We start from the raw sequence: 24,719 nt of genomic DNA, 5'->3' as shown, positions 1-24,719 counted from the left end.
TAAAAACAAAACCGATTCACTAGCTTTCCTAAGGGGGGAGACGGGATCACACTTATTTCACGCACTTTCCTCAGGCGAGACACAAGCCAGTTTCCCTGCCTCTTGTAGGCAGGAAATCGGGTCTTGTTTGTCTCTGACAGCGCAAGCAGGCTTGCACTTTTTCCTGTAGGAGTCGCATGAAATAAGTGACCCCGGTTTATAGGAAATAAGGAAAGTCATTCATAGCTCGACTTCTAAGGGAGAAGGAAGCGACGCTTCCGTCAGGGACAGGCGAGACCCGGAGATCTGAAAAGAGCTCCGCGGCTTGCGTCCCGCCCTAGAAAAGCGAGCGAATGAATGATTTTTTTGGTAAATGTAAAAAAACGAGATCCGACTCAATGTCGAATCCCGTAATATTAAAATGAAATTTTATGCTTTAAAATCAATCCTCAATAAACGTAACGAGGTAATGATACGGTGAATACAGTGGTGCTTTCGTGACAAAAAATTCAGGTAAATCTGTGTCGATATCAAGATTGCGCAAGGTCTCCGGATCCAGACATTCTTGCACAAGTCGCTTGATATCACTCAGCAATTCATCATGAAGATTGGTTTCAACAGGAAATGATCGTTTTGCTCCATCTTTTAGCAACAAGACGACGGGTGGAAGTCCACGCAGTAAATCGACTTCGAGTGGTTCTTTGTTGTTTTTAAAAAAATCATTTAAACAGCTGACGACTTTCATTGAATATTCTTCTTTCACCGAAACCCCCAACTTTCTCTTATATCCTTGATTTAACCTCTATCCTCTAGTTTAGTTCCCTAAATTAAGCTAGGATATGCAGTCAAGTCGCAGTTGTTGCATTAATCGAATCAATAACCGGGTACAGAAGAAAGAACGGGGAGGGAAGAATCATGCTGTTTCGTTATTTATTTCTAGGAATGGAGACATCGATTGACGATATTCCGTTACGTATCATCTATTTCACGGAATTGATTCTATTCATCGGACTTTATCAAATCACGAGTCGTTTCTCACGACAAAGTTTAATCATCGGAACCATCCTGGGTGTCGGGGGATTGATTGCCTTACTACCGGGTGCGATTTATATCTTACGGTACAATCCGCAAGATGCCATCATCGATGTTACATTTTTGCTGATCTACTTATTCGAACCGCTCGCGATCCTCGCGTTCGTCATTGCGATCCTTCGAAGAGCTTTTAAAAAACGACACCAACACTCTTGAAAAGTACGAAAAACGTTCGTATGAAGCGTTTTTTTCGTACTTTTTTGCTATGTATGGAGTTTTAGAAAGTAAGCGGAATAAAATAAATAAAATATATTTTACGGAAAACGGTTGATGTGTAACCGGTTACACAATATGATACATATTGTAAGCGTTATCAAAAGAAAGAGGTGGCGAAATCATGTCGACCATCCGGGAAGTAGCGAAAGTGGCAAATGTATCAGTCGCAACGGTATCACGCGTCATGAATGAAAAAGGATATGTCAGCGAAAAAGCGCGTGTGGCGGTGCTTCAAGCGGTTAAACAGCTTGATTATCGACCGAATCGTGTCGCCCGTTCCTTGTTTCAAAAACGATCAGGATTGATTGGATTGATCGTACCGGACATCACAAACCCTTATTTTCCCCAACTGGCACGTGCCGTCGAGGATATGGCACATAAGCATGGATATCAAGTGATTTTGTGTAACACGGATGAACAGTTTCAGAAAGAACATGAATATATCCAGTCTCTCGAAGCGATGCATGTCGATGGATTGATCATTACGACGAACTACTCGAACAACCCGAACTATGAAACCATCGAAGTGCCGATCGTCGCACTCGACCGGGTGTTACAAGGAGCAATCCCGACCGTCACATCAAACGGGTACGACGGCGGGAAGAAGGCAGCTCAATTTTTACTCGATCACGGAGCGGATGAACTCGTCGTCATCAGTGGGCCGTCAAAGTTACCGACGATCAAAAAACGCCGGGATGGTTTTGAAGAAGTCGCAGGAAAACATCTCGTCGCAAGCATCGAGTCCCCGTTTCATTTTCAAGGCGCACTCGACGCGGCGAACTATTTGTTCGACCACTATACCTGTAACGGAATTTTTGCAGCGAACGATGTCATCGCAGCGGCAACGATTCAAGTCGCGGCAGAACGCGGGATTGCGATTCCTGAGCAACTGCAAGTCATCGGGTATGACGGAATCGAGCTCGGACAAATGATTTCACCGCCACTGACGACGATCGCCCAACCGATTTATCAGATGGGGGAACTGGCGGCGAAGTTGCTGATTCAACGAATTGAAGGAAAAGAAATCGCGGCCGTCCATCATGAGTTGACGGTCGAAGTCATCGAACGGGAAACGACGAAGCGGAAGGATGAACAAATATGAAACAAATCAGTGTAGTAGGGAGTATCTCGATGGACCTGGTCGTTGAAAGCGATCGTCGTCCGTCAGCGGGTGAAACAGTCATCGGCTCAGCGTTTCATACCGTCCCGGGTGGTAAGGGGGCGAATCAAGCAGTCGCGATTGCCCGACTCGGCGGGAGCGTCGAGATGGTCGGGTGCATCGGTGACGATGCGAGCGGGACAGCGATTCGCCAAAACTTCGAAGCGGAACACGTCGGGACGACACACCTCCGAACGATCGCGAACGAACGGACGGGAACGGCCCACATCACGCTCGCTGAAGGCGACAACTCAATCGTCGTCGTCCAGTCGGCGAACTTAGCCGTCGTCTATGATGAGAGCCAGCTCGACAGCTTGCTCGGTCAGACGGACATGATTTTATTACAGCTCGAAATTCCACTGGAAACGGTCAAACAGGTGGCGCGTTACGGAAAAGAGCACGGTATTCCCGTTATCTTGAATCCGGCGCCAGCCATCGTCCTTGACGACGAGTTGCTCGAAGACGTGACGTACTTAACACCAAACGAACATGAATGTGGCTTGATTTTCGGACAACAGCAATCTCTCGAACATTGGTTAAGCCAGTATCCGAATAAATTGATTGTAACGGAAGGCAGCCGCGGTGCCCGTTTCTATGACAGCAACGCCATCGTGACGGTGCCGGCGATTAAGACGGACGTCGTCGATACGACCGGTGCCGGCGATACGTTCAACGGGGCACTCGCAGTCGCGTTGACGGAAGGAAAGTCACTGACGGAAGCGATTCGCTTTGCGAACAAGGCAGCCGGTATGTCCGTCCGGGCGTTCGGTGCTCAAGGCGGCATGCCATCGCGGGAACAGATGGAGGTCGAAGTATGAAACGACACGGCATTTTGAACAGTCAAATCAGTAAAGTCTTAGCAGATCTCGGTCATACCGATATGATCGTCATCGCTGATTGCGGCTTACCGATTCCGACCGGCGTTGCGCGGATTGATTTAGCGCTCGAACTCGGGACACCGGCGTTTGCCGACGTCTTGCGCGTCGTCGCGGACGACATGGCGGTTGAACAGGTGACACTGGCAACCGAAATCAAGGAAGCAAACGAAGCGGCGCTCACTATGGTCAGTCAATTAAACGTGACGACGGAATACGTCTCGCACGAAGCGTTTAAAGAACTGACGAAGCAGGCGAAAGTCATCATCCGGACAGGTGAAGCGACACCTTACGCCAATGTAATTTTACACGCCGGCGTCATTTTTTAAGGGGGAAGCACGATGCACATTGAGATGACAGGAATCACAAAAGCGTTTGGTCCCGTGCCCGTCTTAAAGGGTGTCGACTTCGAACTCGCGACAGGTGAAATTCATGCCTTGATGGGCGAGAACGGAGCCGGTAAGTCAACGCTGATGAAAATCTTGACCGGTGTCCATAAAGCGGACGAGGGAACGATTCAAGTCGATGGTGTCGAACAACACTATAAAAATCCGAAACTGGCGGAAGAAGCGGGGATTGCCTTCATTCACCAGGAGTTAAACATTCTGCCTGATTTGACGGTGACGGAAAATCTGTTCCTCGGTCGTGAGTTGAAATCACGCTTCGGTGTGTTGAAACAGGCGGAAATGAAACGACTCGCGGAACGGGAACTGGCGGAACTGAACGTCTTCATGGATGTCAATCAACTGGCGCGGACGTTATCGGTCGGGCAACAACAGATGATTGAGATCGCAAAAGCACTGATGACGCACGCAAAGGTCATCATCATGGATGAACCGACAGCTGCCTTGACGGAACGTGAGATTCGCGCCCTGTTCAGTGTCGCGACGGCGTTACGCGAGCAAGGCGTCTCAATCGTCTACATCTCGCACCGGATGGAAGAAATCTTCGAACTGTGTGACCGGATCACCGTCTTGCGGGACGGGGTCTCCGTCTCGACCCACCGGATCGCTGAGACATCATTTGAACAAATCGTCCGCGAAATGGTCGGACGCGAGATGGGTGAACGCTACCCGGAACGCAAGGTTACACACGGTGACACGGTCTTAGAAGTGACGGGAGCGACGGGGAAACGGTTTGAAGACGTCTCGTTTTCCGTCCGTGCCGGTGAAATCGTCGGCTTTTCCGGTTTGATGGGAGCGGGACGGACGGAAGTCATGCGTGGTCTGTTCGGTGTTGATCGCTTGAAGGCAGGAACAATCAAGCTGAATGGCAACGTCATCAACATCAAATCACCGCACGATGCAATCAAACAAGGACTTGGTTTCTTGACGGAAGACCGAAAAGGCGAGGGCTTGTTCCTCGACTTCTCACTCCGGGAGAACATCTCTTTGCCGACGATTCGGTCGTTAGCGAAGTCGGGTGTCATCTCCGATCAGTCGGAGCGCCAGTTCGCGGAAGGCTATCTCAAGTCGTTGTCGGTCCGTCACAGTTCGATGGATCAACCGGCGAAGTCACTCTCCGGCGGGAATCAGCAAAAGGTTGTCCTCGCGAAATGGCTCGGGACGAAACCGGATGTCTTGATCCTCGACGAACCGACACGTGGTGTCGACGTCGGTGCAAAAAAAGAAATTTACCTGATTATGAATGAGCTCGCCGCGTCTGGTGTCGCGATCATCATGATCAGTTCCGACCTCCCGGAGATTCTCGGGATGAGTGACCGCGTCTACGTGATGCGGGAAGGACAAGTGAGCGGGATGCTCGAACAACAAGAGGCGACGCAAGAAAGTATCATGACACTTGCGACAGGAGGACAATGAGATGGAATTGATGCAAGGGAAACTGACGGAAAAGAAACCGCGCCGGCTCGGAATCGGGCAGAAGCTCGGTCCGCTCGCCGGGCTGTTCGCGATCGTGCTCGTCGTATCGATTATGGAACCGGACTTTTTAACACTCAATAACTTATTCAACATTTTACGCCAAGTGTCGATCAACGCCTTGATCGCCTTCGGCATGACGTTCGTCATCTTGACGGGTGGGATTGATTTATCGGTCGGTTCGATTCTCGCCTTATCGTCGGCGTTCGTCGCCGGACTGATGACGGACGGAACGTCAGCCATTATTGCCGTTCTCGCCGGACTGATCGTCGGTGCTATCATGGGTGCGTTAAACGGCATGGTCATCTCACTCGGGAAAGTCGCACCGTTCATCGCGACACTGGCGACGATGACGATCTTCCGTGGCCTGACGCTCGTCTATACGGACGGACGACCCATCACAGGACTCGGGCAAGGTGGATGGTTTGAATTATTCGGTCGGGGTTACTTTTGGATCTTCCCTGTACCGGTCGTGACGATGTTAATCGCCTTCGCGGTCCTTTACTTCATCTTGAAGAAAACGACGTTCGGGCGTTACACATATGCCATTGGTGGAAATGAAGAAGCGGCGAAATTGATGGGGATTCAAGTCAACAAAGTCAAAATCATGATTTACTCGCTATCCGGCTTGATGGCAGCACTCGCCGGCATCATCCTGACGTCACGCCTCAACTCGGCGCAACCGACAGCAGGAACATCGTATGAACTCGACGCAATCGCAGCCGTCGTCCTCGGCGGGACAAGTCTATCCGGTGGTCGCGGTTGGATCGTCGGAACATTGATCGGGGCCTTGATTATCGGGACACTCAACAACGGCTTGAACTTACTCGGTGTGTCATCGTTCTTCCAACTTGTCGTCAAAGGACTCGTCATCCTGTTCGCCGTTCTCGCAGACCGGAAACAAACGACGTAATCACACACATTTTGAAGGAGGAAATTACAGATGAAAAAATTACTTGCACTCGTCATGATGGCCTTGATGGTGTTCGCAGCAGCGTGTTCGACAGAGCAGCCAGGCAGTGACACAGAAAAAGAGACGAAGACAAAGGACTTTAAGATTGGTCTCTCAATCTCGACACTGAACAACCCGTTCTTCGTTTCACTTAAAGAAGGCGCCGAAGAAGAAGCAAAAGCACAAGGCGCAACACTGCAAGTCGCAGATGCACAAGATGACGCGGCAAAACAAGCAAGCGACATCGAAGACATGATTCAAAAGAAAGTCGATCTCATCTTGATCAACCCAACGGATTCAGCAGCAGTCGGTGCGGCCGTCCAAACAGCAAACGATGCAAACATTCCAGTCATCACGGTCGACCGGAACGCTGAAGCCGGTGACGTCATCGCCCACATCGCGTCGGATAACGTCGCAGGTGGAAAACAAGCGGGTGAATACATGATCGAACTCGTTGGCGACAAAGCAAAAGTCGTTGAACTTGAAGGGATTCCGGGTGCTTCCGCAACGCGTGACCGCGGCGAAGGGTTCCACGCGGCAGTCGACGGGAAACTGGACGTCGTTGCAAAACAATCAGCCAACTTCGACCGGGCAAAAGGTCTGTCGGTCATGGAAAACATTCTTCAAAACAACAAAGACATCAAAGCAGTCTTCGCCCACAATGACGAAATGGCACTCGGTGCTGTCGAAGCATTGAAAGCAGCCGGCATGGAAGATGTCAAAGTCATCGGATTTGACGCGACAGACGATGCTGTCAAAGCCGTTAAAGATGGCAAGATGGCAGGAACAGTTGCGCAAAAACCGACAGAAATCGGGAAGATGGGCATCGAGACAGCAATCAAACACTTGAAAGGCGAGACAGTCGACAAGAACATTCCAGTCGAACTCGATCTCATCAAACAATAAGTCTTCTATCATCAGTCGCACTGGAGCAATCCTTGAGCGGCTGATGTTTTTTTGCAGGAACTGGAATCCGATAAATCTATTCCTTGTTCCCGTACCTGTTTTTCTCTATAATGAAAGAAGCGTATATTATTGAAGGAGGATCATCGATGATCATTCATAACGTGGCTCTTGTCGGCCTCATCGTCGTTTCCGTTCTTCTCATCATTGTCGTTCTCTTGATGTCAGGCCGTACGGCTGGACTCGGAGCATTAACTGGTGGGGCAGAACAATTATTTGGTCGCCAAAAAGCTCGTGGCTTGGATGCGGTCCTGAATCGTGTGGCATCTGTTTTAGGAGCTTTATTCTTTATTTTGGCGTTACTCGTCGCTTTTTATAAGTGAGTATTGAAACGACAGCCGTACGTTTGCGCTGTCGTTTTTTCTTGTTTTCTCGATTTCTAAATTTTCATTTTGGGGTATAGAGTTAGAGGGGGAATCATTTTATGAAAATTACATTACCAAAACCATTCTTTTTTGAAGCCGGCAAACGGGCCGTCTTACTGTTACATGGCTTCACGGGTTCGAGTGCCGATGTCCGGATCCTCGGCCGTTACCTGCAAAAACAGGGCTATACATCACTCGCCCCACAATATAAAGGGCACGCCGCCCCACCCGAAGAGCTGACGAAGACCGGGCCAGCCGACTGGTGGCAGGACGTCCTCGACGGGTACGAAGAGCTCGTCGCGAAAGGGTACGACGAAATCGCCGTCTGCGGATTATCGCTCGGTGGCGTCATGTCACTGAAACTGTCGATGAACCGTCCCGTCAAAGCGGTCATTCCGATGTGCGCACCCGCTTATATTAAAAGTGAAGACGTCATGTATGCAGGCGTTACCGAGTACGCTATCGAATTTAAGAAACGAGAAGGAAAGTCACCGGAACAAATCGAACAGGAAATGGCAGCGTTCGAACCGATGCCGACCTTAAAAGATTTACAAGCGTTGCTGAAAGACACACGCGATTCACTCGAAGATGTCTATGCACCGACACTCGTCGTCCAGGCCCGCAATGATCATATGATCAATACGGACTCGGCCAACATCATTCATGATGGTGTCAGTGCCTTCCAAAAAGAGCTGATCTGGTATGAGAACTCAGGTCATGTCATTACGCTCGACAAAGAAAAAGATAAGCTCCATGCGGACATTCATGACTTTTTAGAATCGTTGAACTGGAGCAATTAACTGGAGGTGTCACGTTGGAATTACGTGAACGAATACTCGAGGTCATCACGGCGGAAGAACGTCCGCTGTCGATCGATCAATTAACGAAAAAACTAGAACTATCGGATACAACAGAATTCAAAGAATTGATCCGGACGTTGAACGCACTCGAAGAAGAGGCACTCGTCGCCCGGACCCGCTCGAACAAATACGGCACGCTCGCGCAAATCGGGCAAGTCGCCGGGAAAATCTCCGTCCACCAACGCGGATTCGGATTCGTTTCACCGGAAGACGGTTCAGCAGGCGATATCTTCCTGCCGGCCCCGGAACTCGGTAACGTCTATAACGGCGACCGTGTCCTCGTCAAAGTCTTCGCCGAATCAAACGGCGGCGACCGCCGTGAAGGCAAGCTGCTGAAGATTCTTTCACGTGGACCGGCTGATTTCGTCGGGACGTTCGTCAGTCCTAAAGGACGGATTGAATCGATCGCCTACATCGAACCGGATGACTCGAAGCTGACGTTCTTACCGGTCGTCGCGGACGAAGATACGCTCGGTGCCGTCGACGGTCATAAAGTCCTCGCCCGGATCACAAAGTACCCGGACGGTCGTTACGCCGGGACCGCAAAAGTCTTACAAATCATCGGGCATAAAAATGACCCAGGTGTCGATATCTTATCGATCGTCCATAAGCACGGCATCAACGTCGACTTCTCGGACGCAGCGATTGAGGAAGCGAACAACATTCCGGATCAAATCGATGAGAAGGACCTTGTCGGTCGGGTTGACTTACGGAACGAAGTCACAGTGACGATTGATGGTGCTGACGCGAAGGACTTGGATGATGCCGTCCACGTCAAAAGACTTGCGAACGGCAACTATGAGCTCGGTGTCCATATCGCCGACGTCTCGCATTACGTCAAGGAAGATTCACCACTCGACGAAGAAGCACGCGAACGCGGGACGAGTGTCTATCTCGTCGACCGCGTGATTCCGATGATTCCGCACCGTCTGTCGAACGGGATTTGTTCACTCAACCCACACGTCGATCGTCTGACACTGAGCTGCATCATGGAAATCGACAAGAACGGTGCTGTCGTCAACCAAGAGATTTTACAGAGTGTCATCAAGACGACGGAACGGATGACGTATACCGATGTCCGGAAAATCATCGAACGCGAAGACGAAGAAGTGATCGCGAAATATCACGATCTCGTCGACAACTTCGATCAGATGGCGGAACTGGCAGCGATCCTCCGCGAACGCCGCTCGCGCCGTGGGGCGATCAACTTCGACTTCCCGGAAGCGAAAGTCCTCGTCAATGAAGAAGGCAAGACGAGCGAAATCATCCTCCGCGAACGGTCCGTTGCCGAAAAACTGATTGAAGAGTTCATGCTCGCAGCGAACGAAACAGTCGCCGAGCACGTCCAACATCAAAAACTGCCGTTCATGTACCGGATCCACGATGAGCCGAAAGCTGAACGTCTCGATACGTTCTTCAAGTTCATCGCCAACTTCGGCATCAATGTTGAACGCAAGGGCGAGTCAGTCACACCGAAGACGTTGCAGACGATTCTGAACGCTGTCGAAGGCGAGCCGGAAGAAGCCGTCGTCAGTACGGTCATGTTACGGTCGCTCCAACAGGCGAAATATGACGTCGAGCCGATCGGTCACTTTGGTCTGTCGACCGATTTCTACACGCACTTCACGTCACCGATCCGCCGGTACCCCGACTTGATGGTCCACCGTCTCCTGCGCGAGTACATCATCTTTAATGATAAATCGCAAAAGACACAGGACCGTTATGCCGAAATGCTGCCGGAAATCGCCGATCACGCCTCAAAACGGGAACGCCGTGCCGTCGACGCGGAACGCGAAACGAATGCCCTGAAGAAAGCCGAGTACATGGAGCAACACATCGGCGAGACGTTTGAAGGTGTCGTCAGTGGCGTGACGAACTTCGGTATGTTCGTTGAGTTACCGAACACGATTGAAGGACTCGTCCACATCCAGGCGATGACGGATGACTTCTACCGGTACGACGAAGCGAACTACCAGTTGATCGGCGAACGGACGAAACAACAGTTCCGGATCGGTGACGTCGTCGAGATTAAAGTCACCGGTGTCAACATCGATGAGAAGACGATTGACTTTGCGGTCGTCGGGATGCCGGAACGCCAACCGAAAAAACGGTTTGAGTCGAAGACGATTCGTTCATCTGGCGGCCGTCCGGGACAAAAACGCGACGACAAGAAAGACGACCGTCGCGGCAAGTCGAAACGTCCAGGGAAACCGAACGAACAGTCAAAAGGGAAAGGCTTTGCCGGGAAAGACAAGAAGGATAAACCGCCGTTCCATAAAGCGGTCTCGAATAAAAAACGGAAGCGCAAATAAGCGCTTCTGTTTAGAAATGTGGTGGAAGAGAGATGCCAAAAGGGACAAGTTCAAAAGTATTAGCCAACAACAAACGGGCGTCGTTTGATTATGCGATTGAAGATACGATCGAAGCGGGTCTCGTCTTGACGGGAACCGAAATCAAATCGGTCCGTAAAGGAAAAATCAGTATCGGTGACGCGTTCGTCCGGTTCGACGGCGGGGAAGCGATTCTCTGGAACTCGAACATCGCCCACTTCGAACAGGGGAACCGGTACAACCACGAACAGCTCCGTCCGCGGAAACTGTTGCTGCACAAAAAACAGATCGCAACCTTGATGGGATCGGTCTCGCGCGACGGCTATACGATCGTGCCGTTGAAGGTCTACATCAAGAACGGCTACGCGAAATGTCTGATTGGACTCGGTCGCGGGAAGAAGAAATTCGACAAACGCGACGACCTGAAGAAGAAGGATGCGAAGCGGGATATCGACCGTGCGTTACGCGACAAGCAAAAGTATTGAACCCGTAACACTTTTCTGCTATTATAATAGTATTCGGAAAGCCCCAATTTTATATCTTGGGGACGTTACGGATTCGACGGGGGTAGTTCGGTCTTCTGTGGCGTGTCGAGGGGTCGGCCTCGTTAAAACGCATCAGCCATAACTGGCAAAACTAACACACAACTCGCAGCAGCTTAATAGCAGCTACGGATCCTAGCAGCCGTCGCCTGGTCGGCTGATTTCTAGGGTCTCACTTTAAACAGGCTACGCTTGGACCCTTCCGTCTGGAGGGAAAGAGAAGAGATGGAATCAGACTGGTCGGACGGACGCCTGTCAATTGGCAGCCTGACGACGAGATCCCAATAAATTGACTACACACGTAGAAGCTTAAGTATACGATGCCTTCGGACGTGGGTTCGACTCCCACCGTCTCCATACCCTGAAATCGTTAAGATTTCAAAGATTGTCAAAACCCTTGTAAATCAAGGGTTTTTTTTATAGGATTTTTACTGAATTTAAGAAGAGAAAGTTATAGTATTGCTAAAAAGTGTACTTAGATTAATGGTCTTAGCATAATCAATTAATTATAAGAAGGTGAAAAATATAGCGCTTAATCACGAATTTGGAATTATTGATAATCATAAAAATCTACCGAGGTACATTGATTATGAACCAAAGAAATTTAATTGCATTAGTGTTGGTGACAATGTTGTTAGCGATTTAATGGAGCAACTGTTAATCATGAAAACATATTTCCAGACATTTAATCGACCAGCTAGTGGCTTGGCGTACCATGGTACTACAATTATTCCACCTGAGTCGCTATCGTTATTTTGTGATATTGTAATTTCTTCAAGTTGTTTAAAAAAATCTGCTGATCTTCAAGAACTGGTTTTGATTATCATAAGAGCGATAGAAGAAGAAAAGCATATGATTCATTTCGGAATTTAATTTTGAAAGGTCTGATAAAAATCAAAACGAAATTGATTATTTTACGTGGTAATTCTGGAAGCGGGAAAACAACAATTGCAAAAATGCTTCAAAAAAGTTTAGGAGAAGAAACACTGCTGGTTTCACAGGATATTGTGCGCCGCGAGATGTTGATGGTACCAGACTTGCAAGGGAATATGTCAATCGAGCTAATCAAAAGAATTACGGAGTTTGGTAAAGGTACATGCAAAGTGGTTATTTTAGAGGGGATATTGAAAAAACAAGTTTATAAAGAATTACTACTTGATCTCGTTGACTACTTTGATCATCACGTCTATGTCTATTACTTTGATTTACCTTTTACAGAAACGGTCGAGCGACATAAATTACGTTCTTCTGCAAAAGAGTTTGGGGAAGCACGTTTAAATACCTGGTGGATCCCGCATGATCAGTTAGGAATAAACGGAGAAATGATGCTCACCATCGATATGAGTCAACAAGACATCGTAGACTTGATTCTTCATCAAATCAATGAATCACCCTGTTCATAAAGAGGGGAATGTACCGGATTACGCGTATACTACCTAAACGACATCTTTGTTGATTGGAAATGTAGTGCAGTGCAATTCAATCTAAGATTTTAAAAAGGGTTACGTGTTACGTTTTAATCAAGTACACTAAAAGAACGAATTTTTTCATATTATGTTTTATCGAAATGGAGCTGACATCTATGATACGACGTGCCACCTTGATGGACGGAAAGGCATTATCGGACTTGATGCGACGGATTGATCGGGAAACGAAATATATGTTGTACGAACCGGAAGAACGCAGCATGTCGACGGAGCAGGCGGAAGCGTTCATCGAACGGTTTGGTCAGGCGGCGAACTCGGATATTTTCGTCGTCGATGTCGATGAGCAACTTGTCGGTTATGTGTTGGTCGTTGGTGGCAAACCAAGCCGAATCCGTCATCGGGCGAACCTCGTCATCGGCTTGCTCGACGCCTATACCGGTCAAGGTCTTGGTGCCGGATTACTCGAAGCAGTCGATGCCTTTGCCGTTGAAGCGGGACTCGTCCGGCTGGAACTGACGGTTCGCAAAGATAACCTGCGGGCAATCGAGCTTTATCATAAGTTCGGTTTCAACATCGAAGGCACGCGGATTGCCTCGCTGCTGATTGACGGCGAGTACGTCGATGAACTGGCGATGTCGAAGATTTTTACAACGGAAGAAGTCTAAAAAAAGATGCTCGATTGCCTCCTCTCAGATTGAGACGGGACAGACGAGCATCTTTTTTATTGTGATAATTTTTGTTGTTCAAAGTCGACTTCGAGGACGTTTTTGGCATAATCCTTACCCCAGTCGTACATCGCGTCCAGAATCGGCATCAGACTGTGGCCGTGTGACGTCAATGAATATTCGACCTTCGGCGGAACGACCGGATAGACTTCCCGGTGAATGATGTGGTGGTCTTCCAGCTCCCGTAACTGATTGACGAGCATCCGTTGCGTAATGCCGGGCATCAGACTTTTCAGCTCTCCGAAACGTTTGGTCCCTTCTTTCCCGAGGTGCCAAAGAATCAGCATCTTCCATTTCCCCCCGATGATCGAGAGGGTCAATTCCTTTTCACAATTAAACTGCCGGTCTTCAAAATGTGGCATCAATCCACCTCCTTTTTTAGTATAGCCCTCTTGTCATCGACAGTATACTTTTCCGCACTATGTATGAAAAACCGCACTATGTAAATTAAAAGTGCGTACTTCCCAAGTTCGTCTATGAGGATTATATTTAGTCATGTTCCTTCACGAACGTCAGAAGGAAGTGCCAGGATTCACAAATAGAGAGAAGAATGGGAGAGATCAATGATGAAATTACAACTCGCGATCGATTTAGTCGATACAGCAGGTGCCATCGCTTTAGTCAAAGAAATTGGTGAAGAAAACTTAGATATCGTTGAGATTGGAACACCGGTCGTCATCAACGAAGGGCTTCGCGCCGTCAAAGAAATGAAAGCGGCATTCCCGAACTTAACGGTTCTCGCCGACTTAAAAATCATGGATGCTGCCGGCTATGAAGTCAGCCAAGCTGTCGCACACGGTGCCGACATTGTGACGATTCTTGGAGCAGCCGAAGATATGTCGATCCAAGGTGCCGTGGAAGAAGCGAAAAAATCAGGCAAGAAGATTTTGGTGGATATGATCGCTGTCAAAGATATCGCGACACGTGCGAAAGAACTTGATGAACTCGGTGTTGACTACATCTGTGTCCACACCGGTTACGATCTTCAAGCCGTCGGTCAAAACTCGTTCGAGGATCTCGCGACAATCAAGTCCGTTGTTAAAAACGCCAAAACAGCAGTTGCGGGCGGCATCAAGATGGAGACATTATCGGAAGTCATCGCAGCACGCCCAGACCTCATCATCGTCGGTGGCGGAATCACCGGACAAGACGACAAACAAGGAACAGCGTCAACGATGCGTCGGATGCTGCAAGAGGCGTAAATGACACCTATTCAAACGATTTTACACGAGCTGACGTCGACGGTCGAAGCGATTGATCAAGCCGAGACAATGCAACTCGCGGAAGCCGTTCTAAAGGCAGACCGGATCTTTCTTGCTGGAGCCGGTCGCTCCGGCTTGATGGGAAAAGCGTTTGTCATGCGTCTGATGCACATGAACTTCGATGCTTATGTCGTCGGTGAGACGGTCACAGCGAACTTGCGTGAAGGAGACTTGTTGATCATCGGATCAGGATCCGGTGAGACAAAAACACTCGTCCCGATCGTCGAGAAAGCGAAACAGATCGGTGGAACCGTCGCGGTCGTTACGATTGAGCCGACATCGACACTGGCGAAGTTAGCGGACTTAACCGTCAAGCTGCCGGGCGTGCCGAAAGAGCGGACAGCCACCGCAGACGAAACGGTTCAGCCGATGGGATCGTTGTTTGAACAAACGATGTTGCTGTTCTACGACGCGTTGATTCTCCACATCATGGCGGCGAAACAGCTTGATTCAAAAACGATGTACGGCAAGCATGCTAATTTGGAATAAAAGAAGTTATAAGACCGGTAGACGTGAGGGATACGTTTGCCGGTCTTTTTTGTATGTCCATTCATGAATATGCTGATAAATGAAAAAAAGAAACGCTCGTTTCACGCGACTCCTACAGGAAAAAGCGCGTCTGCGCTGTCAGAGACAAACAAGACCCGGTTCCCCGTCCATAGTTGGACGGAGGAGCCGCGGCTTGTGTCTCGCCTGAGGAAAGCAAGTGAAAAATGAGCGTTTCTTTGTATCAGACAATCATCGTCGTCACCATTTCATATCAAAATCAGCCCCGACATCTTTCGCGAGGTGGGCATCCGATCCGTAAACGAGCGGAATCGATAAAGACTGCGTGACTTGCAGGAGTTCCGGGTAAGGATAGGAAAGACCACATAACGGCTTACGGAGTCCTGCTGTGTTGACGTCGAGCGTGAAGTCCGCCTGACGGATTTTCCGTAACGTATCGTCAAGGTTCGCCGGGTTTGACTCAAGCGGATAGGCTTGGATGAACTTCGTCGGCAACGTCAGGTGACCGAGACGCTTCGGTTGGTGTTTCCCTAAGTCCGTCATGACGAGTGCCTGGATGCCTTCGTAGTAGCGCTCGTGGGCGGCTGTGACGCTGCCGAGTTTCGTGACGATCTCACCAAAACTTTCTTTACTGAAGTCGACCATGTAATAACGGTCCTCGATCCAGAGGTAATGTAGCGACAGAATGCCGTCCGTCAGCTCGGGGCCGTAGCGGGCGATGATGTCACGTGTCCCGTCGACGTCATGCTCCCAGTAGTCAAACTCCATCCCGATTCGGATCTCGATATCGTTTTTATATGTCTCGCGTAACGTTTTCAGTTCTTCGATGTAGCGTTCTGCCGTCGCAAACGACATCCCGGAGTCGTTATCGGGTGCCGGATCGGTGAGTCCTTCCGGCAACGGGGCGTGCTCGGTGAAGCTGATCCGTTCGAGACCTTGTAACAGGGCGCGTTCGATATACGCTTCGAGCGGATCCTTCGTTCCGTGCGGACAATACGGGCTGTGGACGTGACCGTCCCATTTCATTAAATGCATGACAAAACCTCCGATATGTTTTTTTAGGTAGTAAAACAGGCAAAAGGATTGACAAGCGGACCGCAAAAAAGGTATCTTATCGTTAAATAATTTAGCGTGGTACAGTGATAATAAGATAAAGGAGTGGCGACATGCAATCATTTTCTACGATTCGACTCAAGGACGGGGCGACAGACTATGTCGGACCGTCAGCAGAACGTCTGCAACGGGTCATCCGTCAGCTTGAGGATGGACTCGAACAATCTAACTATACCCGATTAATCACACCTTTAATTGAAGAAATTGGTGGACGGGAACAAATTCGGATGGACTTTACGACAAGTGTCGCCCGCGCCCTCAGTGAGCGTGGCCGTGAACAATATAAGCGTGTCTTTTACAGCGGTTCGGTCTTTCAGCCGGAAGAGAAGTTCCAAGTCGGGTTTGAGGAACGGGGCGAGATCGCAGCCGTCGAAGCGATTCAGCTGGCTGTCCGCCTGATTGAAGAGTTGACGGGCAAAGCAGTCACGTTATCGATCGGCGACGCCGGACTGATTGAACATTTGATCGAGACACGGGTCGGTGATCACCACTTGCGTGACCAGGTGACGCAGATGCTACGGTTGCGGAACGTGATTGAACTGAAACAAATCGCCCGGGAACTCGATGATGAATTGTTGGCAAAACTCCCACTGTTATTCGGACGTGAAGGCGCAGAAAAAATCTTACCGTTCGTCGATGAAACACGGTTGAACGCCGTCCTTGATTTAGCGGACGCCGTCAATGCCGATCTCGACTTCGGACAGATGGGTTTACAGACCTATTATGACGGCGTGACGATCCACGGCTTCATCGATGGTGTGACGGAGCCGGTCTTAGTCGGCGGTCGTTACGACCGGTTATATGAACAGTTTGGTCAACAACAACAGGCGTTCGGCATCGGATTTTCGGTCGAACGGCTTGCGGAGGTGCTGTAAATGCGAATCGGAATCACGAAAGGACGCCTGTCGAAAGCGACCGAGCGTTACTTAAAAGAAGCGGGCGTCGAGACATGGGGCGCGATTGAACGTGAATTGATCGTCAAACGGGGCGAGCATGAATTCGTCTTCATGAAAGGATCGGACTTAATCCCGTACGTCGCCCAGGGCGTCCTCGACGTCGCCATCACCGGGAGTGACATCTTACTTGAGTCGGATCAAGAGTTATCGGAACTGACGGAGTTACCGTTCGGCGTCTGCCGGATGTCGGTCTGTGCGAAAGAGCCGCTCCAGTTCGAAGGCGGACGCCGGGTCCGGATCGCAACGAAGTATCCGGTCATCGCAAAACGCTACTTCAGTGAACTCGGCGTCGACGTCGATATCGTCCCGCTGAACGGATCGGTCGAATTGGCACCGCTCCTCGGACTCGCCGATGCAATCGTCGATATCGTCGAGACGGGCGAGACGTTACGGGCGAACGGACTGAACGAATACGAAAAAATCATCGACATCAGTGCCCGGTTCTTTACGAGTGAATGGACACTCAAACGCAAGCGGGTCGAAGTGATTCAACTACTGGAACAGCTGACAGAAGGAGTGACACGGTAATGGCAACGACAAAAAACTTCAGCGTCGACCGTGAGACGGAACAAGCCGTCCGGGCGATCCTTGAAACGGTCGCAAACGATGGCGACGCAGCAGTCCGTCGCTATACGGCACAGTTCGACAACATCGAGCTGACGGATTTGCGATTAGACGAAACACGGATTCAACAAGCATTCGAGCAAGCGGACACGAATTTAATCGACTCGCTCAAATTGATGGCGACACGCCTCGTCGAGTGGCACGAACAAGAGTTACCGTCCGACATCGAACTCGTCGAAGCCGACATCACACGGCGCCAACGGTTTCTTCCCGTCGATTCGGTCGGGATTTACGTCCCGGGTGGTGCGGCAAGTTATCCGTCGACCGTTTTGATGAATGCAATCCCGGCAAAAGTTGCCGGTGTCGAACGGATCGTCATGGTGACACCCGTGACAGGACTGACGGATGAAGTCTTGGTCGCGGCTCAAATCGCCGGTGTGACGGAAATCTATACGATCGGTGGCGCGCAAGCCGTCGCCGCATTGACGTTCGGTACGGAAACGATTGGTGCCGTCGACTTGATCGTTGGACCGGGGAACCGGTTTGTCGCCGAAGCAAAACGCCAAGTCTACGGGATCGTCGGGATTGATTCCGTTGCCGGACCATCAGAAGTCGTCGTCATCGCGGATGAGACGGCGCACCCGGACCGGATTGCTGCTGATTTACTTGCCCAGGCGGAACACGACCGGGACGCGGTCGCGATTGCCTTCGTCCCGACGGAAGCGATGAAAGCAGACGTCGATGCCAACATCGAAACACGCCTGCAACAACTGCCGCGTCAAGAAATTGCACGCCGTGCGATGGAAAACGGCGGAGTCTTCGTCGCCTCGCTCGAGCAAGCGATCGAGGAAGCGAACCGCCTAGCAGCCGAACACTTAGAGCTCGCCGTCGCTAATCCGCAGGACGTCGTCAAATCGATCCGTCACGCCGGGATGATTTTCCTCGGTCACGAAACGCCGGAGACGCTCGGGGATTACGTCGCCGGAACGAACCACGTCTTACCGACGTCCGGGACGGCGCGCTTCGCGTCCGGTTTATCGGCCCGGACGTTCCTGCGTCACCAGACGATGCTCGAAGCGACACGGGAAGGTGTCCAGCGTCTTGCCAATGCCGCAAAAACAGTTGCCCGGGTCGAAGGACTCGAAGCACACGCACAAGCGATAGAAGTGAGGGAAAACTGATGCGACTCCACCAAAATGAACGCTTTACTGCCCATAGTACAATCGGAATCGAGACGATTAAACAACTCGTCGAGACGTTTCCGTTAAATGAATATCCGGTCGAAATCATCGACCAAGTCAAAACGTCTTACAGCACCTATGCCGGTGTCCGCCCGACACAACTCGTGACCGGGAATGGCTCCGATGAAATGATCGGTTACCTCTGTGCCCGCTACGCCGGTCCAGAGTCACCGGTCATCGCCTCGCAACCGGACTTCGTCATGTATCAGTTTTATGCCGACCGGGCACGGGCTGACTTCAGCAAAGTCCCGCTCCTCGACGGGATGGCACTCGACGTCGACGGCTTGATTGCTGCACCGGGGAACATCATCTTCATCAGTCACCCGCACAATCCGTCTGGTATCTTACGAAAAGAAGCCGACGTGCGCCGGTTACTCGACAGCGGCAAATACGTTGTCATCGATGAAGCGTATATCGACTTCGCGCTCGAGCAGTCGATGGTCGGCTTACTCGAGGAGTATCCGAACGCCATCATCCTCCGGACCTTATCAAAAGCGTTCGGACTTGCGTCCCTGCGCCTTGGCTTTCTGATCGCCAGTGAAGCGATCGTTGCGGAAGTCGAACAAATCAAGTCGCCGTATAATGTATCCGGCCTTTCGGCAGCGGTCGGGATTGCCATCATGGCCGAACCGGAACTTGATCTTGTCTTAGCGGAAACGTATGCGAGCCGGGACACGATTGCCCGTCTCGTCGAGCCGCTCGGAACAACCTATCCGAGTGCCGCGAATTTCGTTTATGTCGAATACGATGAAGCGGAACGTTTTACTGAACGGTGTGCGAGCGCCGGACTGCGGATCCGCTTGTTTGACGGAGCGTTCCGGATCAGTTGTGGTTCGGTTGAATCAATGAACGTACTAGAAAGATGTGTAGAGGAGGAAATGCAATGCGTCGTGGGACAAGCGAACGAGTAAGTTCAGAATCAGAAATCAAGGTCGCGGTCGATCTCGCGGGAGGCCCGGTCGAGATCAAAACAGGCGTCGGCTTCTTTGATCACATGTTGACGTTATTCGCTTTTCAAGCGCGGATCGGACTCATCATCGAAGCGAAGGGCGATCTTTGGATCGATGCCCACCATACGGTCGAAGATACAGCGATCGTCCTCGGGGCTGCCTTGACGGAAGCACTCGGTGACAAGGCCGGGATTGAACGCTACGGTGAATCCCGTGTGCCGATGGATGAGACACTCGCGTCCGTCGTTCTCGACTTCAGTGGACGTCCCTATACGGTCTTCCGCGCTGAATTCAAAAATCCGAAGCTCGGTGATTTCGATACGGAGCTCGCGGAAGAATTTTTCCAAGGTATGTCGCGGAGCGCGCGGATGACGATTCATGCCGAGGTCCTCTACGGATCGAACACGCACCACATGATTGAAGGCTTGTTCAAAGCACTCGGACGGGCAATTCGCCAAGCGATCGCCGTGACGAGTGAAGGCGTGCCCTCGACGAAAGGACTGATTGATCAATGATCGCAATCGTAGATTATGGCGTCGGGAATATCGCGAACATCGAACGGGCGTTAAAAGAACTCGGTGAAGCCGTCATCGTCACGAGTGACATCGAACTGCTCGGACAGGCGGAAGCACTCGTCCTGCCCGGCGTCGGTGCCTATGCCCCGGCGATGGCCCGGTTAAAAGAGACCGGCTTGATTGACTTCTTGCGGGACCAAGCGACCAAAAAACCGTTCCTCGGGATTTGTCTCGGGATGCAGTTATTGTTTGAATCGAGTGACGAAAACGGTCGGACGCAGGGTCTGGGCATTTTACCGGGGACGATCGAGAAGTTACCGGAAACGGTCCGCTTACCCCATATGGGCTGGCACGAACTGACGAATCACGGCGAAGCTGTCTATTTCGTCCACTCGTACGGTGCCGTCTGCGAACCGGACTGGATCATCGATTCCGTCGAATACGGTCGACTCGTCCCGGCAATCGTCCAAAAGGACTTGGTGACGGGGATGCAATTCCACCCGGAGAAGAGTGGCGAAGTCGGACTGAAATTACTTAAAGAATGGAGAGAGACGACATGCAACTCTACCCAGCAATCGATTTAATGAGCGGACAAGCCGTCCGGCTCAAGCAAGGTGATTTTCAGCAACAAACGTTTTTCGGTGATGCACTGACGATCGCGAAACGCTTTAAGGACGACGGCGCGACAGCGATTCACCTGATTGACTTAGATGGCGCGAAAGCCGGCGAACCATTGCACTTGAGCCTGATCGCCGACATAAAAAAAGAGACGGGGTTGTTCGTGGAAGCAGGCGGCGGTGTCCGCAACATCGAGACGGTCGAAGCCTACGTCGGTGCCGGTATCGATCGAATTTTGATCGGGACGGTCGCCCTCGAGGACGAAGCCTTGCTCGAACAGATGATTGAGAAAGCCGGCGACAAGTTAGCAGTTGCCCTGGATGCGAAAAATGGCATCGTCCAGACTCGCGGCTGGCTCGAAGCAAGTGATTGGACGCTCGAACGGGCAATCGAACACTTGATTCAAAAAGGCATCAAGACGTTTTTATATACTGACATCTCGCGCGACGGGATGATGCAGGGACCGGATGTCGACGGACTCGATCGCTTGAAACGGGACGGCGTTGAACTGATTGCCTCCGGTGGCGTGACGACGGTCGAAGATGTCGCCCGCCTGAAAGAAATCGGGATGGACGGCGCCGTCATCGGCCGTGCCTTACTCGACGGGTCGCTCTCGTTGAAAGAGGTGCTGACCGTATGTTGATGAAGCGAATCATTCCCTGCCTCGACGTCAAGGAAGGGCGTGTCGTCAAAGGTGTCAAGTTCCAAAACTTACGTGACCTCGGCGATCCCGTCGCCGTCGCGAAGTACTACTATGAACAAGGGGCGGACGAACTCGTCTTGCTTGATATCTCGGCGACACAAGAAGGACGGGAGACGATGCTCGATATCGTCGAGCGGGTCGCTGAAGTCATCTACATGCCGTTTACGGTCGGCGGCGGGATCAAGACACTCGAGGACGCGAAACGCCTGATACGAGCTGGTGCCGATAAGGTCTCCCTCAATTCGTCAGCTCTGCAGAATCCGCAACTTGTCCATGACGTCAGTCAGTTGTTTGGTGTCCAGGCGACGGTCGTTGCGATTGATGCCAAACGGACGGGCGACTCGTGGGGGGTCTTCTCACACGGCGGGACACAAGCTGTCGGTCGGGACGTCATCGAGTGGGCGCAGGAAGTCGTTGCGCTCGGCGCCGGCGAGTTACTCGTCACGTCGATGGACGCGGACGGGACGAAGGACGGCTATGACCTGGAACTGATTCAACGGTTACGCGACGTCGTTAACGTGCCGATCATTGCGTCCGGCGGTGTCGGGACACTTGAACATTTAGCCGAGGGTCTCGAAGCAGGTGCCGACGCTGCACTTGCCGCTTCGATTTTCCACGAAGCGACGTATTCGATGCCGGAGACGAAGGATTACTTGAAGGCGAGAGGAGTCGACGTCCGATGATCGAATTGAATTTTTCAAAAGGACTCGTTGCGGCGGTGATTTTAGACGAAACAACAAACGATGTCCTGATGGTCGGGTTCATGGATCAGGCCGCTTACGACAAAACGCTTGCGACCGGACTCGTCACGTTTTTCTCGCGGACGAAAAACCGGCTCTGGACGAAAGGAGAGACGAGCGGACATACGCTTGAGCTCCGTCGCATGTGGATTGATTGTGACCAGGACAGTCTGTTGATTACGGTCAAAGCGAATGGTCCGACGTGCCACACCGGCAACCGGACATGTTTCTATACAGAAGTGGAGGTGCCCCATGCTACATGAATTGGAACAGACAGTAAAAGAAAAAATCGCAGCGAATGAGGACTCTTCGTACACGAACTATCTCGTCCAGTCCGGACGCGAGAAAATCGCGAAGAAGTTCGGGGAAGAAGCATTTGAGGTCGTCCTCGCAGGCGACGACACATTAGCGGAAGAAACGGCAGACTTGCTGTACCACTTGACGGTCTTGCTTGCTGACCGCGGTGTCTCGTATAAAGAAGTCGAAGCGGTGCTGAACGAACGGCACGGTACGAAATCGACGTTCAAAGATCGTCCGGATATCGAACGGTGGTAAATCCGAAATCCACATTCCTTTGCGGGAAGTGGATTTTTTTGATGAAAAATCGGGAATAGGTTACAGTGCCCAGGACGTCATCAAATTGACAGAATGTTTTAATAGGCAGTCTTGCTGTTCGGGCGTATAATCAAGGGCATAGTCTGTCTTGTTTAGAAAGTAGGTGTTTGTTTGATCACAAAAAAAGAAATTACGAAAACGATTAAGGAACAGTCCAAAGAAACGCTCGAAGAGTTACTCGCAAAAGGGGATTCCTTGAAAGAAGAAATCGCCAGTGCGGTTACGCACGGGCTCGGTGTCATCTTCAGTATCGTGGCACTCGTGTTGCTTGTGTTACAGGCGACGAAATCCGGTAGTGCATGGAACATCACGGCGGTCAGTATCTTTGGCGCGACGATGATTTTACTTTATCTGTTCTCGACATTGATGCATTCGCTGATGCATACGAAAGCGAACAAAGTCCTGCAAATTCTCGATCACGCAGGCATCTATCTCTTGATTGCAGGGAGTTACACACCGTTCGCGTTGATTACGTTACGCGGACCACTTGGTTGGACGTTGCTCGGCATCGTCTGGGGCGTCGGGACGCTCGGGATGATTTGGAAACTCTATTCGACGGGGAAACACGTCTGGATTTCGAACGTTTCTTATTTGGTGCTCGGCTGGTGTTGTCTCTTCGCCATTAAACCGATTTATGAAGCACTTGGTTTACAAGGGTTCTTGTTACTACTCGGCGGTGGACTCGCGTACTCACTCGGCGTCATCTTTTACGTTTGGGCTCGTTTGCCGTACAATCATGCGATTTGGCATCTGTTTGTTCTCGCAGGAAGTGTCTTGATTTTCCTGTCGATTTTCTATTACGTGGCACCGGCACCGATGTCATGAAGAAACTTCGCTTGCGGGACTGGCTTCCCTTTTCACTTTATTTATTGTTCGGACTCGGATTGCTCCTTTATTTCCGCTTGTCGGGGATGATGGAGCAATTTGATTTAGAGGCGTTGTCGAACTGGATTCTCGCGCAAGGCTTTCCCGGCATGCTGCTCTATGTCCTCGCTTATACAATCCGTCCACTCGTCTTTTTCCCGGCGAGCTTACTGACGATGTTCGGCGGTTATACCTATGGTCCGTGGCTCGGCACGTTGCTTGACGTCATCGGCGCCGGGACAGGCAGTTTACTCAGTTTTTGGATTGCCCGCCTGCTCGGACGGCGCGCTGTCGAGAAAATCATTGGGACCGGTAAGCTGACGGTATTCGACGACCGGATTGCTTCGAATGGTTTTACAGTCGTGTTGCTCGTCCGCTTGATTCCATTGTTTCCATTTGATGCAATCAGTTATGCGTCCGGACTATCGAAAATTAAATTTAAGCAGTTTGCACTTGCAAGTTATCTCGGTATCATTCCTGGGGCGTTCGTTTACAACAACATCGGGGCGAGTCTGCGCGATCCATTTTCGTGGCAATTTTTCTTAGCTGTCTTTTTATACGTATTGTTTTTTGCAGTTGGTTTTTTTGCACAACGATCTTTACGAAAAAAACAAAAGAGAGAGCATATGTAAGCGCTTTATGTCATAATATGAGTGCAGTGATGTGAACCGATACGGTAAAACAGCCTAGCATTTATTTAGGGGGAATA

28 protein-coding genes, 1 other RNA gene and 1 pseudogene are annotated in these 24,719 nt (G+C 50.7%); 27 read left to right on the top strand and 3 right to left on the bottom strand.

What is annotated here, in order from left to right; translation table 11 throughout:
• Window positions 1–421: 421 nt before the first annotated feature.
• On the bottom strand, window positions 422–742 hold the full coding sequence (locus KNP96_RS03380; protein ID WP_088837740.1) for a hypothetical protein: 321 nt from the start codon (window positions 740–742) through the stop codon (window positions 422–424).
• A gap of 152 nt (window positions 743–894) precedes the next feature.
• On the opposite strand from KNP96_RS03380, the gene KNP96_RS03375 reads away from it, so the two are divergent.
• From KNP96_RS03375 to KNP96_RS03310, 14 genes are all read left to right on the top strand, one after another.
• Window positions 895–1,227 (top strand): hypothetical protein, encoded by a 333-nt coding sequence (locus KNP96_RS03375; protein ID WP_029331344.1) that lies wholly within the window; start codon window positions 895–897, stop codon window positions 1,225–1,227.
• Window positions 1,228–1,408: 181 nt separating this feature from the next.
• The gene (locus KNP96_RS03370) at window positions 1,409–2,389 is read left to right on the top strand and encodes a LacI family DNA-binding transcriptional regulator (RefSeq protein WP_088837739.1); all 981 of its coding nucleotides are present in this window, start codon (window positions 1,409–1,411) and stop codon (window positions 2,387–2,389) included.
• Entirely contained in the window at window positions 2,386–3,264 is an 879-nt protein-coding gene (rbsK, locus tag KNP96_RS03365; RefSeq protein ID WP_214768837.1) for a ribokinase, read from the top strand. Before KNP96_RS03370 ends, rbsK begins: the two co-directional genes overlap by 4 nt.
• Window positions 3,261–3,650 carry a D-ribose pyranase gene (gene rbsD / locus KNP96_RS03360; RefSeq protein WP_214768835.1) on the top strand — a complete coding sequence of 130 codons (390 nt, stop codon included), beginning with the start codon at window positions 3,261–3,263 and terminating at the stop codon, window positions 3,648–3,650. The genes rbsK and rbsD overlap by 4 nt, the downstream gene beginning before the upstream one ends.
• A gap of 12 nt (window positions 3,651–3,662) precedes the next feature.
• Entirely contained in the window at window positions 3,663–5,141 is a 1,479-nt protein-coding gene (locus tag KNP96_RS03355; protein ID WP_214768833.1) for a sugar ABC transporter ATP-binding protein, read from the top strand.
• Between the two features lie 10 nt (window positions 5,142–5,151).
• Entirely contained in the window at window positions 5,152–6,111 is a 960-nt protein-coding gene (rbsC, locus tag KNP96_RS03350) for a ribose ABC transporter permease (protein ID WP_029331338.1), read from the top strand.
• A gap of 30 nt (window positions 6,112–6,141) precedes the next feature.
• Window positions 6,142–7,056 carry a ribose ABC transporter substrate-binding protein RbsB gene (rbsB, locus tag KNP96_RS03345; protein WP_214768832.1) on the top strand — a complete coding sequence of 305 codons (915 nt, stop codon included), beginning with the start codon at window positions 6,142–6,144 and terminating at the stop codon, window positions 7,054–7,056.
• Between the two features lie 146 nt (window positions 7,057–7,202).
• Window positions 7,203–7,436: a preprotein translocase subunit SecG gene (secG, locus tag KNP96_RS03340; RefSeq protein WP_029331335.1), complete on the top strand. Its 234-nt coding sequence runs from the start codon at window positions 7,203–7,205 to the stop codon at window positions 7,434–7,436.
• 101 nt (window positions 7,437–7,537) lie between these two features.
• Entirely contained in the window at window positions 7,538–8,278 is a 741-nt protein-coding gene (locus KNP96_RS03335; protein ID WP_214768830.1) for an alpha/beta hydrolase, read from the top strand.
• A gap of 14 nt (window positions 8,279–8,292) precedes the next feature.
• Window positions 8,293–10,650, top strand: a complete 2,358-nt coding sequence (gene rnr, locus KNP96_RS03330; protein ID WP_214768829.1) for a ribonuclease R — start codon at window positions 8,293–8,295, stop codon at window positions 10,648–10,650.
• A 32-nt stretch (window positions 10,651–10,682) separates the two neighbouring features.
• Window positions 10,683–11,153, top strand: coding sequence for an SsrA-binding protein SmpB (smpB, locus tag KNP96_RS03325; protein ID WP_088837732.1), 471 nt, complete (start codon window positions 10,683–10,685; stop codon window positions 11,151–11,153).
• A gap of 58 nt (window positions 11,154–11,211) precedes the next feature.
• Window positions 11,212–11,570: a transfer-messenger RNA gene (ssrA, locus tag KNP96_RS03320) on the top strand.
• A gap of 533 nt (window positions 11,571–12,103) precedes the next feature.
• Window positions 12,104–12,613, top strand: a complete 510-nt coding sequence (locus tag KNP96_RS03315) for an AAA family ATPase (protein ID WP_214769065.1) — start codon at window positions 12,104–12,106, stop codon at window positions 12,611–12,613.
• Between the two features lie 179 nt (window positions 12,614–12,792).
• Complete coding sequence (locus KNP96_RS03310; protein WP_214768828.1) at window positions 12,793–13,302, top strand: GNAT family N-acetyltransferase; 510 nt, start codon at window positions 12,793–12,795, stop codon at window positions 13,300–13,302.
• Window positions 13,303–13,358: 56 nt separating this feature from the next.
• Here the strand turns inward: KNP96_RS03310 and hxlR are convergent, their stop codons facing one another.
• The gene (gene hxlR / locus KNP96_RS03305; protein ID WP_214768827.1) at window positions 13,359–13,724 is read right to left on the bottom strand and encodes a transcriptional activator HxlR; all 366 of its coding nucleotides are present in this window, start codon (window positions 13,722–13,724) and stop codon (window positions 13,359–13,361) included.
• Window positions 13,725–13,928: 204 nt separating this feature from the next.
• On the opposite strand from hxlR, the gene hxlA reads away from it, so the two are divergent.
• The gene (gene hxlA, locus KNP96_RS03300; protein ID WP_214768826.1) at window positions 13,929–14,564 is read left to right on the top strand and encodes a 3-hexulose-6-phosphate synthase; all 636 of its coding nucleotides are present in this window, start codon (window positions 13,929–13,931) and stop codon (window positions 14,562–14,564) included.
• On the top strand, window positions 14,565–15,113 hold the full coding sequence (gene hxlB, locus KNP96_RS03295) for a 6-phospho-3-hexuloisomerase (protein WP_214768825.1): 549 nt from the start codon (window positions 14,565–14,567) through the stop codon (window positions 15,111–15,113).
• A 258-nt stretch (window positions 15,114–15,371) separates the two neighbouring features.
• Here the strand turns inward: hxlB and hisJ are convergent, their stop codons facing one another.
• A complete protein-coding gene (hisJ, locus tag KNP96_RS03290) occupies window positions 15,372–16,166 on the bottom strand; it encodes a histidinol-phosphatase HisJ (protein ID WP_214768823.1) in 795 nt (264 codons plus the stop codon).
• Window positions 16,167–16,297: 131 nt separating this feature from the next.
• Between hisJ and KNP96_RS03285 the strand changes: the two genes are divergently transcribed.
• The 11 genes and pseudogenes from KNP96_RS03285 (at window position 16,298) to KNP96_RS03235 (ending at window position 24,642) form a co-directional block, all read left to right on the top strand.
• Window positions 16,298–17,119, top strand: a complete 822-nt coding sequence (locus tag KNP96_RS03285; protein ID WP_214768821.1) for an ATP phosphoribosyltransferase regulatory subunit — start codon at window positions 16,298–16,300, stop codon at window positions 17,117–17,119.
• Window positions 17,120–17,728, top strand: coding sequence for an ATP phosphoribosyltransferase (gene hisG, locus KNP96_RS03280; RefSeq protein ID WP_029331313.1), 609 nt, complete (start codon window positions 17,120–17,122; stop codon window positions 17,726–17,728). It abuts the gene before it with no gap.
• Window positions 17,728–18,945: a histidinol dehydrogenase gene (gene hisD, locus KNP96_RS03275; RefSeq protein ID WP_214768819.1), complete on the top strand. Its 1,218-nt coding sequence runs from the start codon at window positions 17,728–17,730 to the stop codon at window positions 18,943–18,945. Before hisG ends, hisD begins: the two co-directional genes overlap by 1 nt.
• Window positions 18,945–19,916 carry a pyridoxal phosphate-dependent aminotransferase gene (locus tag KNP96_RS03270; protein WP_214768817.1) on the top strand — a complete coding sequence of 324 codons (972 nt, stop codon included), beginning with the start codon at window positions 18,945–18,947 and terminating at the stop codon, window positions 19,914–19,916. Before hisD ends, KNP96_RS03270 begins: the two co-directional genes overlap by 1 nt.
• A complete protein-coding gene (gene hisB / locus KNP96_RS03265) occupies window positions 19,889–20,470 on the top strand; it encodes an imidazoleglycerol-phosphate dehydratase HisB (protein WP_214768815.1) in 582 nt (193 codons plus the stop codon). Before KNP96_RS03270 ends, hisB begins: the two co-directional genes overlap by 28 nt.
• Window positions 20,467–21,054 (top strand): imidazole glycerol phosphate synthase subunit HisH, encoded by a 588-nt coding sequence (gene hisH, locus KNP96_RS03260; protein ID WP_214768814.1) that lies wholly within the window; start codon window positions 20,467–20,469, stop codon window positions 21,052–21,054. Before hisB ends, hisH begins: the two co-directional genes overlap by 4 nt.
• Window positions 21,027–21,731, top strand: coding sequence for a 1-(5-phosphoribosyl)-5-[(5-phosphoribosylamino)methylideneamino]imidazole-4-carboxamide isomerase (gene hisA, locus KNP96_RS03255; RefSeq protein ID WP_029331308.1), 705 nt, complete (start codon window positions 21,027–21,029; stop codon window positions 21,729–21,731). Before hisH ends, hisA begins: the two co-directional genes overlap by 28 nt.
• Window positions 21,725–22,474 carry an imidazole glycerol phosphate synthase subunit HisF gene (gene hisF / locus KNP96_RS03250; RefSeq protein WP_029331307.1) on the top strand — a complete coding sequence of 250 codons (750 nt, stop codon included), beginning with the start codon at window positions 21,725–21,727 and terminating at the stop codon, window positions 22,472–22,474. The genes hisA and hisF overlap by 7 nt, the downstream gene beginning before the upstream one ends.
• Window positions 22,471–23,086 (top strand): annotated as a pseudogene (gene hisIE, locus KNP96_RS16985) (bifunctional phosphoribosyl-AMP cyclohydrolase/phosphoribosyl-ATP diphosphatase HisIE). The gene hisF and the pseudogene hisIE overlap by 4 nt, the downstream one beginning before the upstream one ends.
• Before the next feature lie 201 nt (window positions 23,087–23,287).
• Window positions 23,288–23,971: a PAQR family membrane homeostasis protein TrhA gene (gene trhA / locus KNP96_RS03240; protein WP_201302359.1), complete on the top strand. Its 684-nt coding sequence runs from the start codon at window positions 23,288–23,290 to the stop codon at window positions 23,969–23,971.
• Window positions 23,968–24,642, top strand: coding sequence for a TVP38/TMEM64 family protein (locus KNP96_RS03235; protein ID WP_088837713.1), 675 nt, complete (start codon window positions 23,968–23,970; stop codon window positions 24,640–24,642). Before trhA ends, KNP96_RS03235 begins: the two co-directional genes overlap by 4 nt.
• Window positions 24,643–24,719: the final 77 nt, after the last annotated feature.

Source organism: Exiguobacterium sp. s133, from assembly GCF_018618595.1.
GTDB lineage: Bacteria > Bacillota > Bacilli > Exiguobacteriales > Exiguobacteriaceae > Exiguobacterium_A > Exiguobacterium_A oxidotolerans.
Note: the sequence above shows the minus strand (reverse complement) of the source record. Positions and strands in the feature narration are given on the sequence as shown.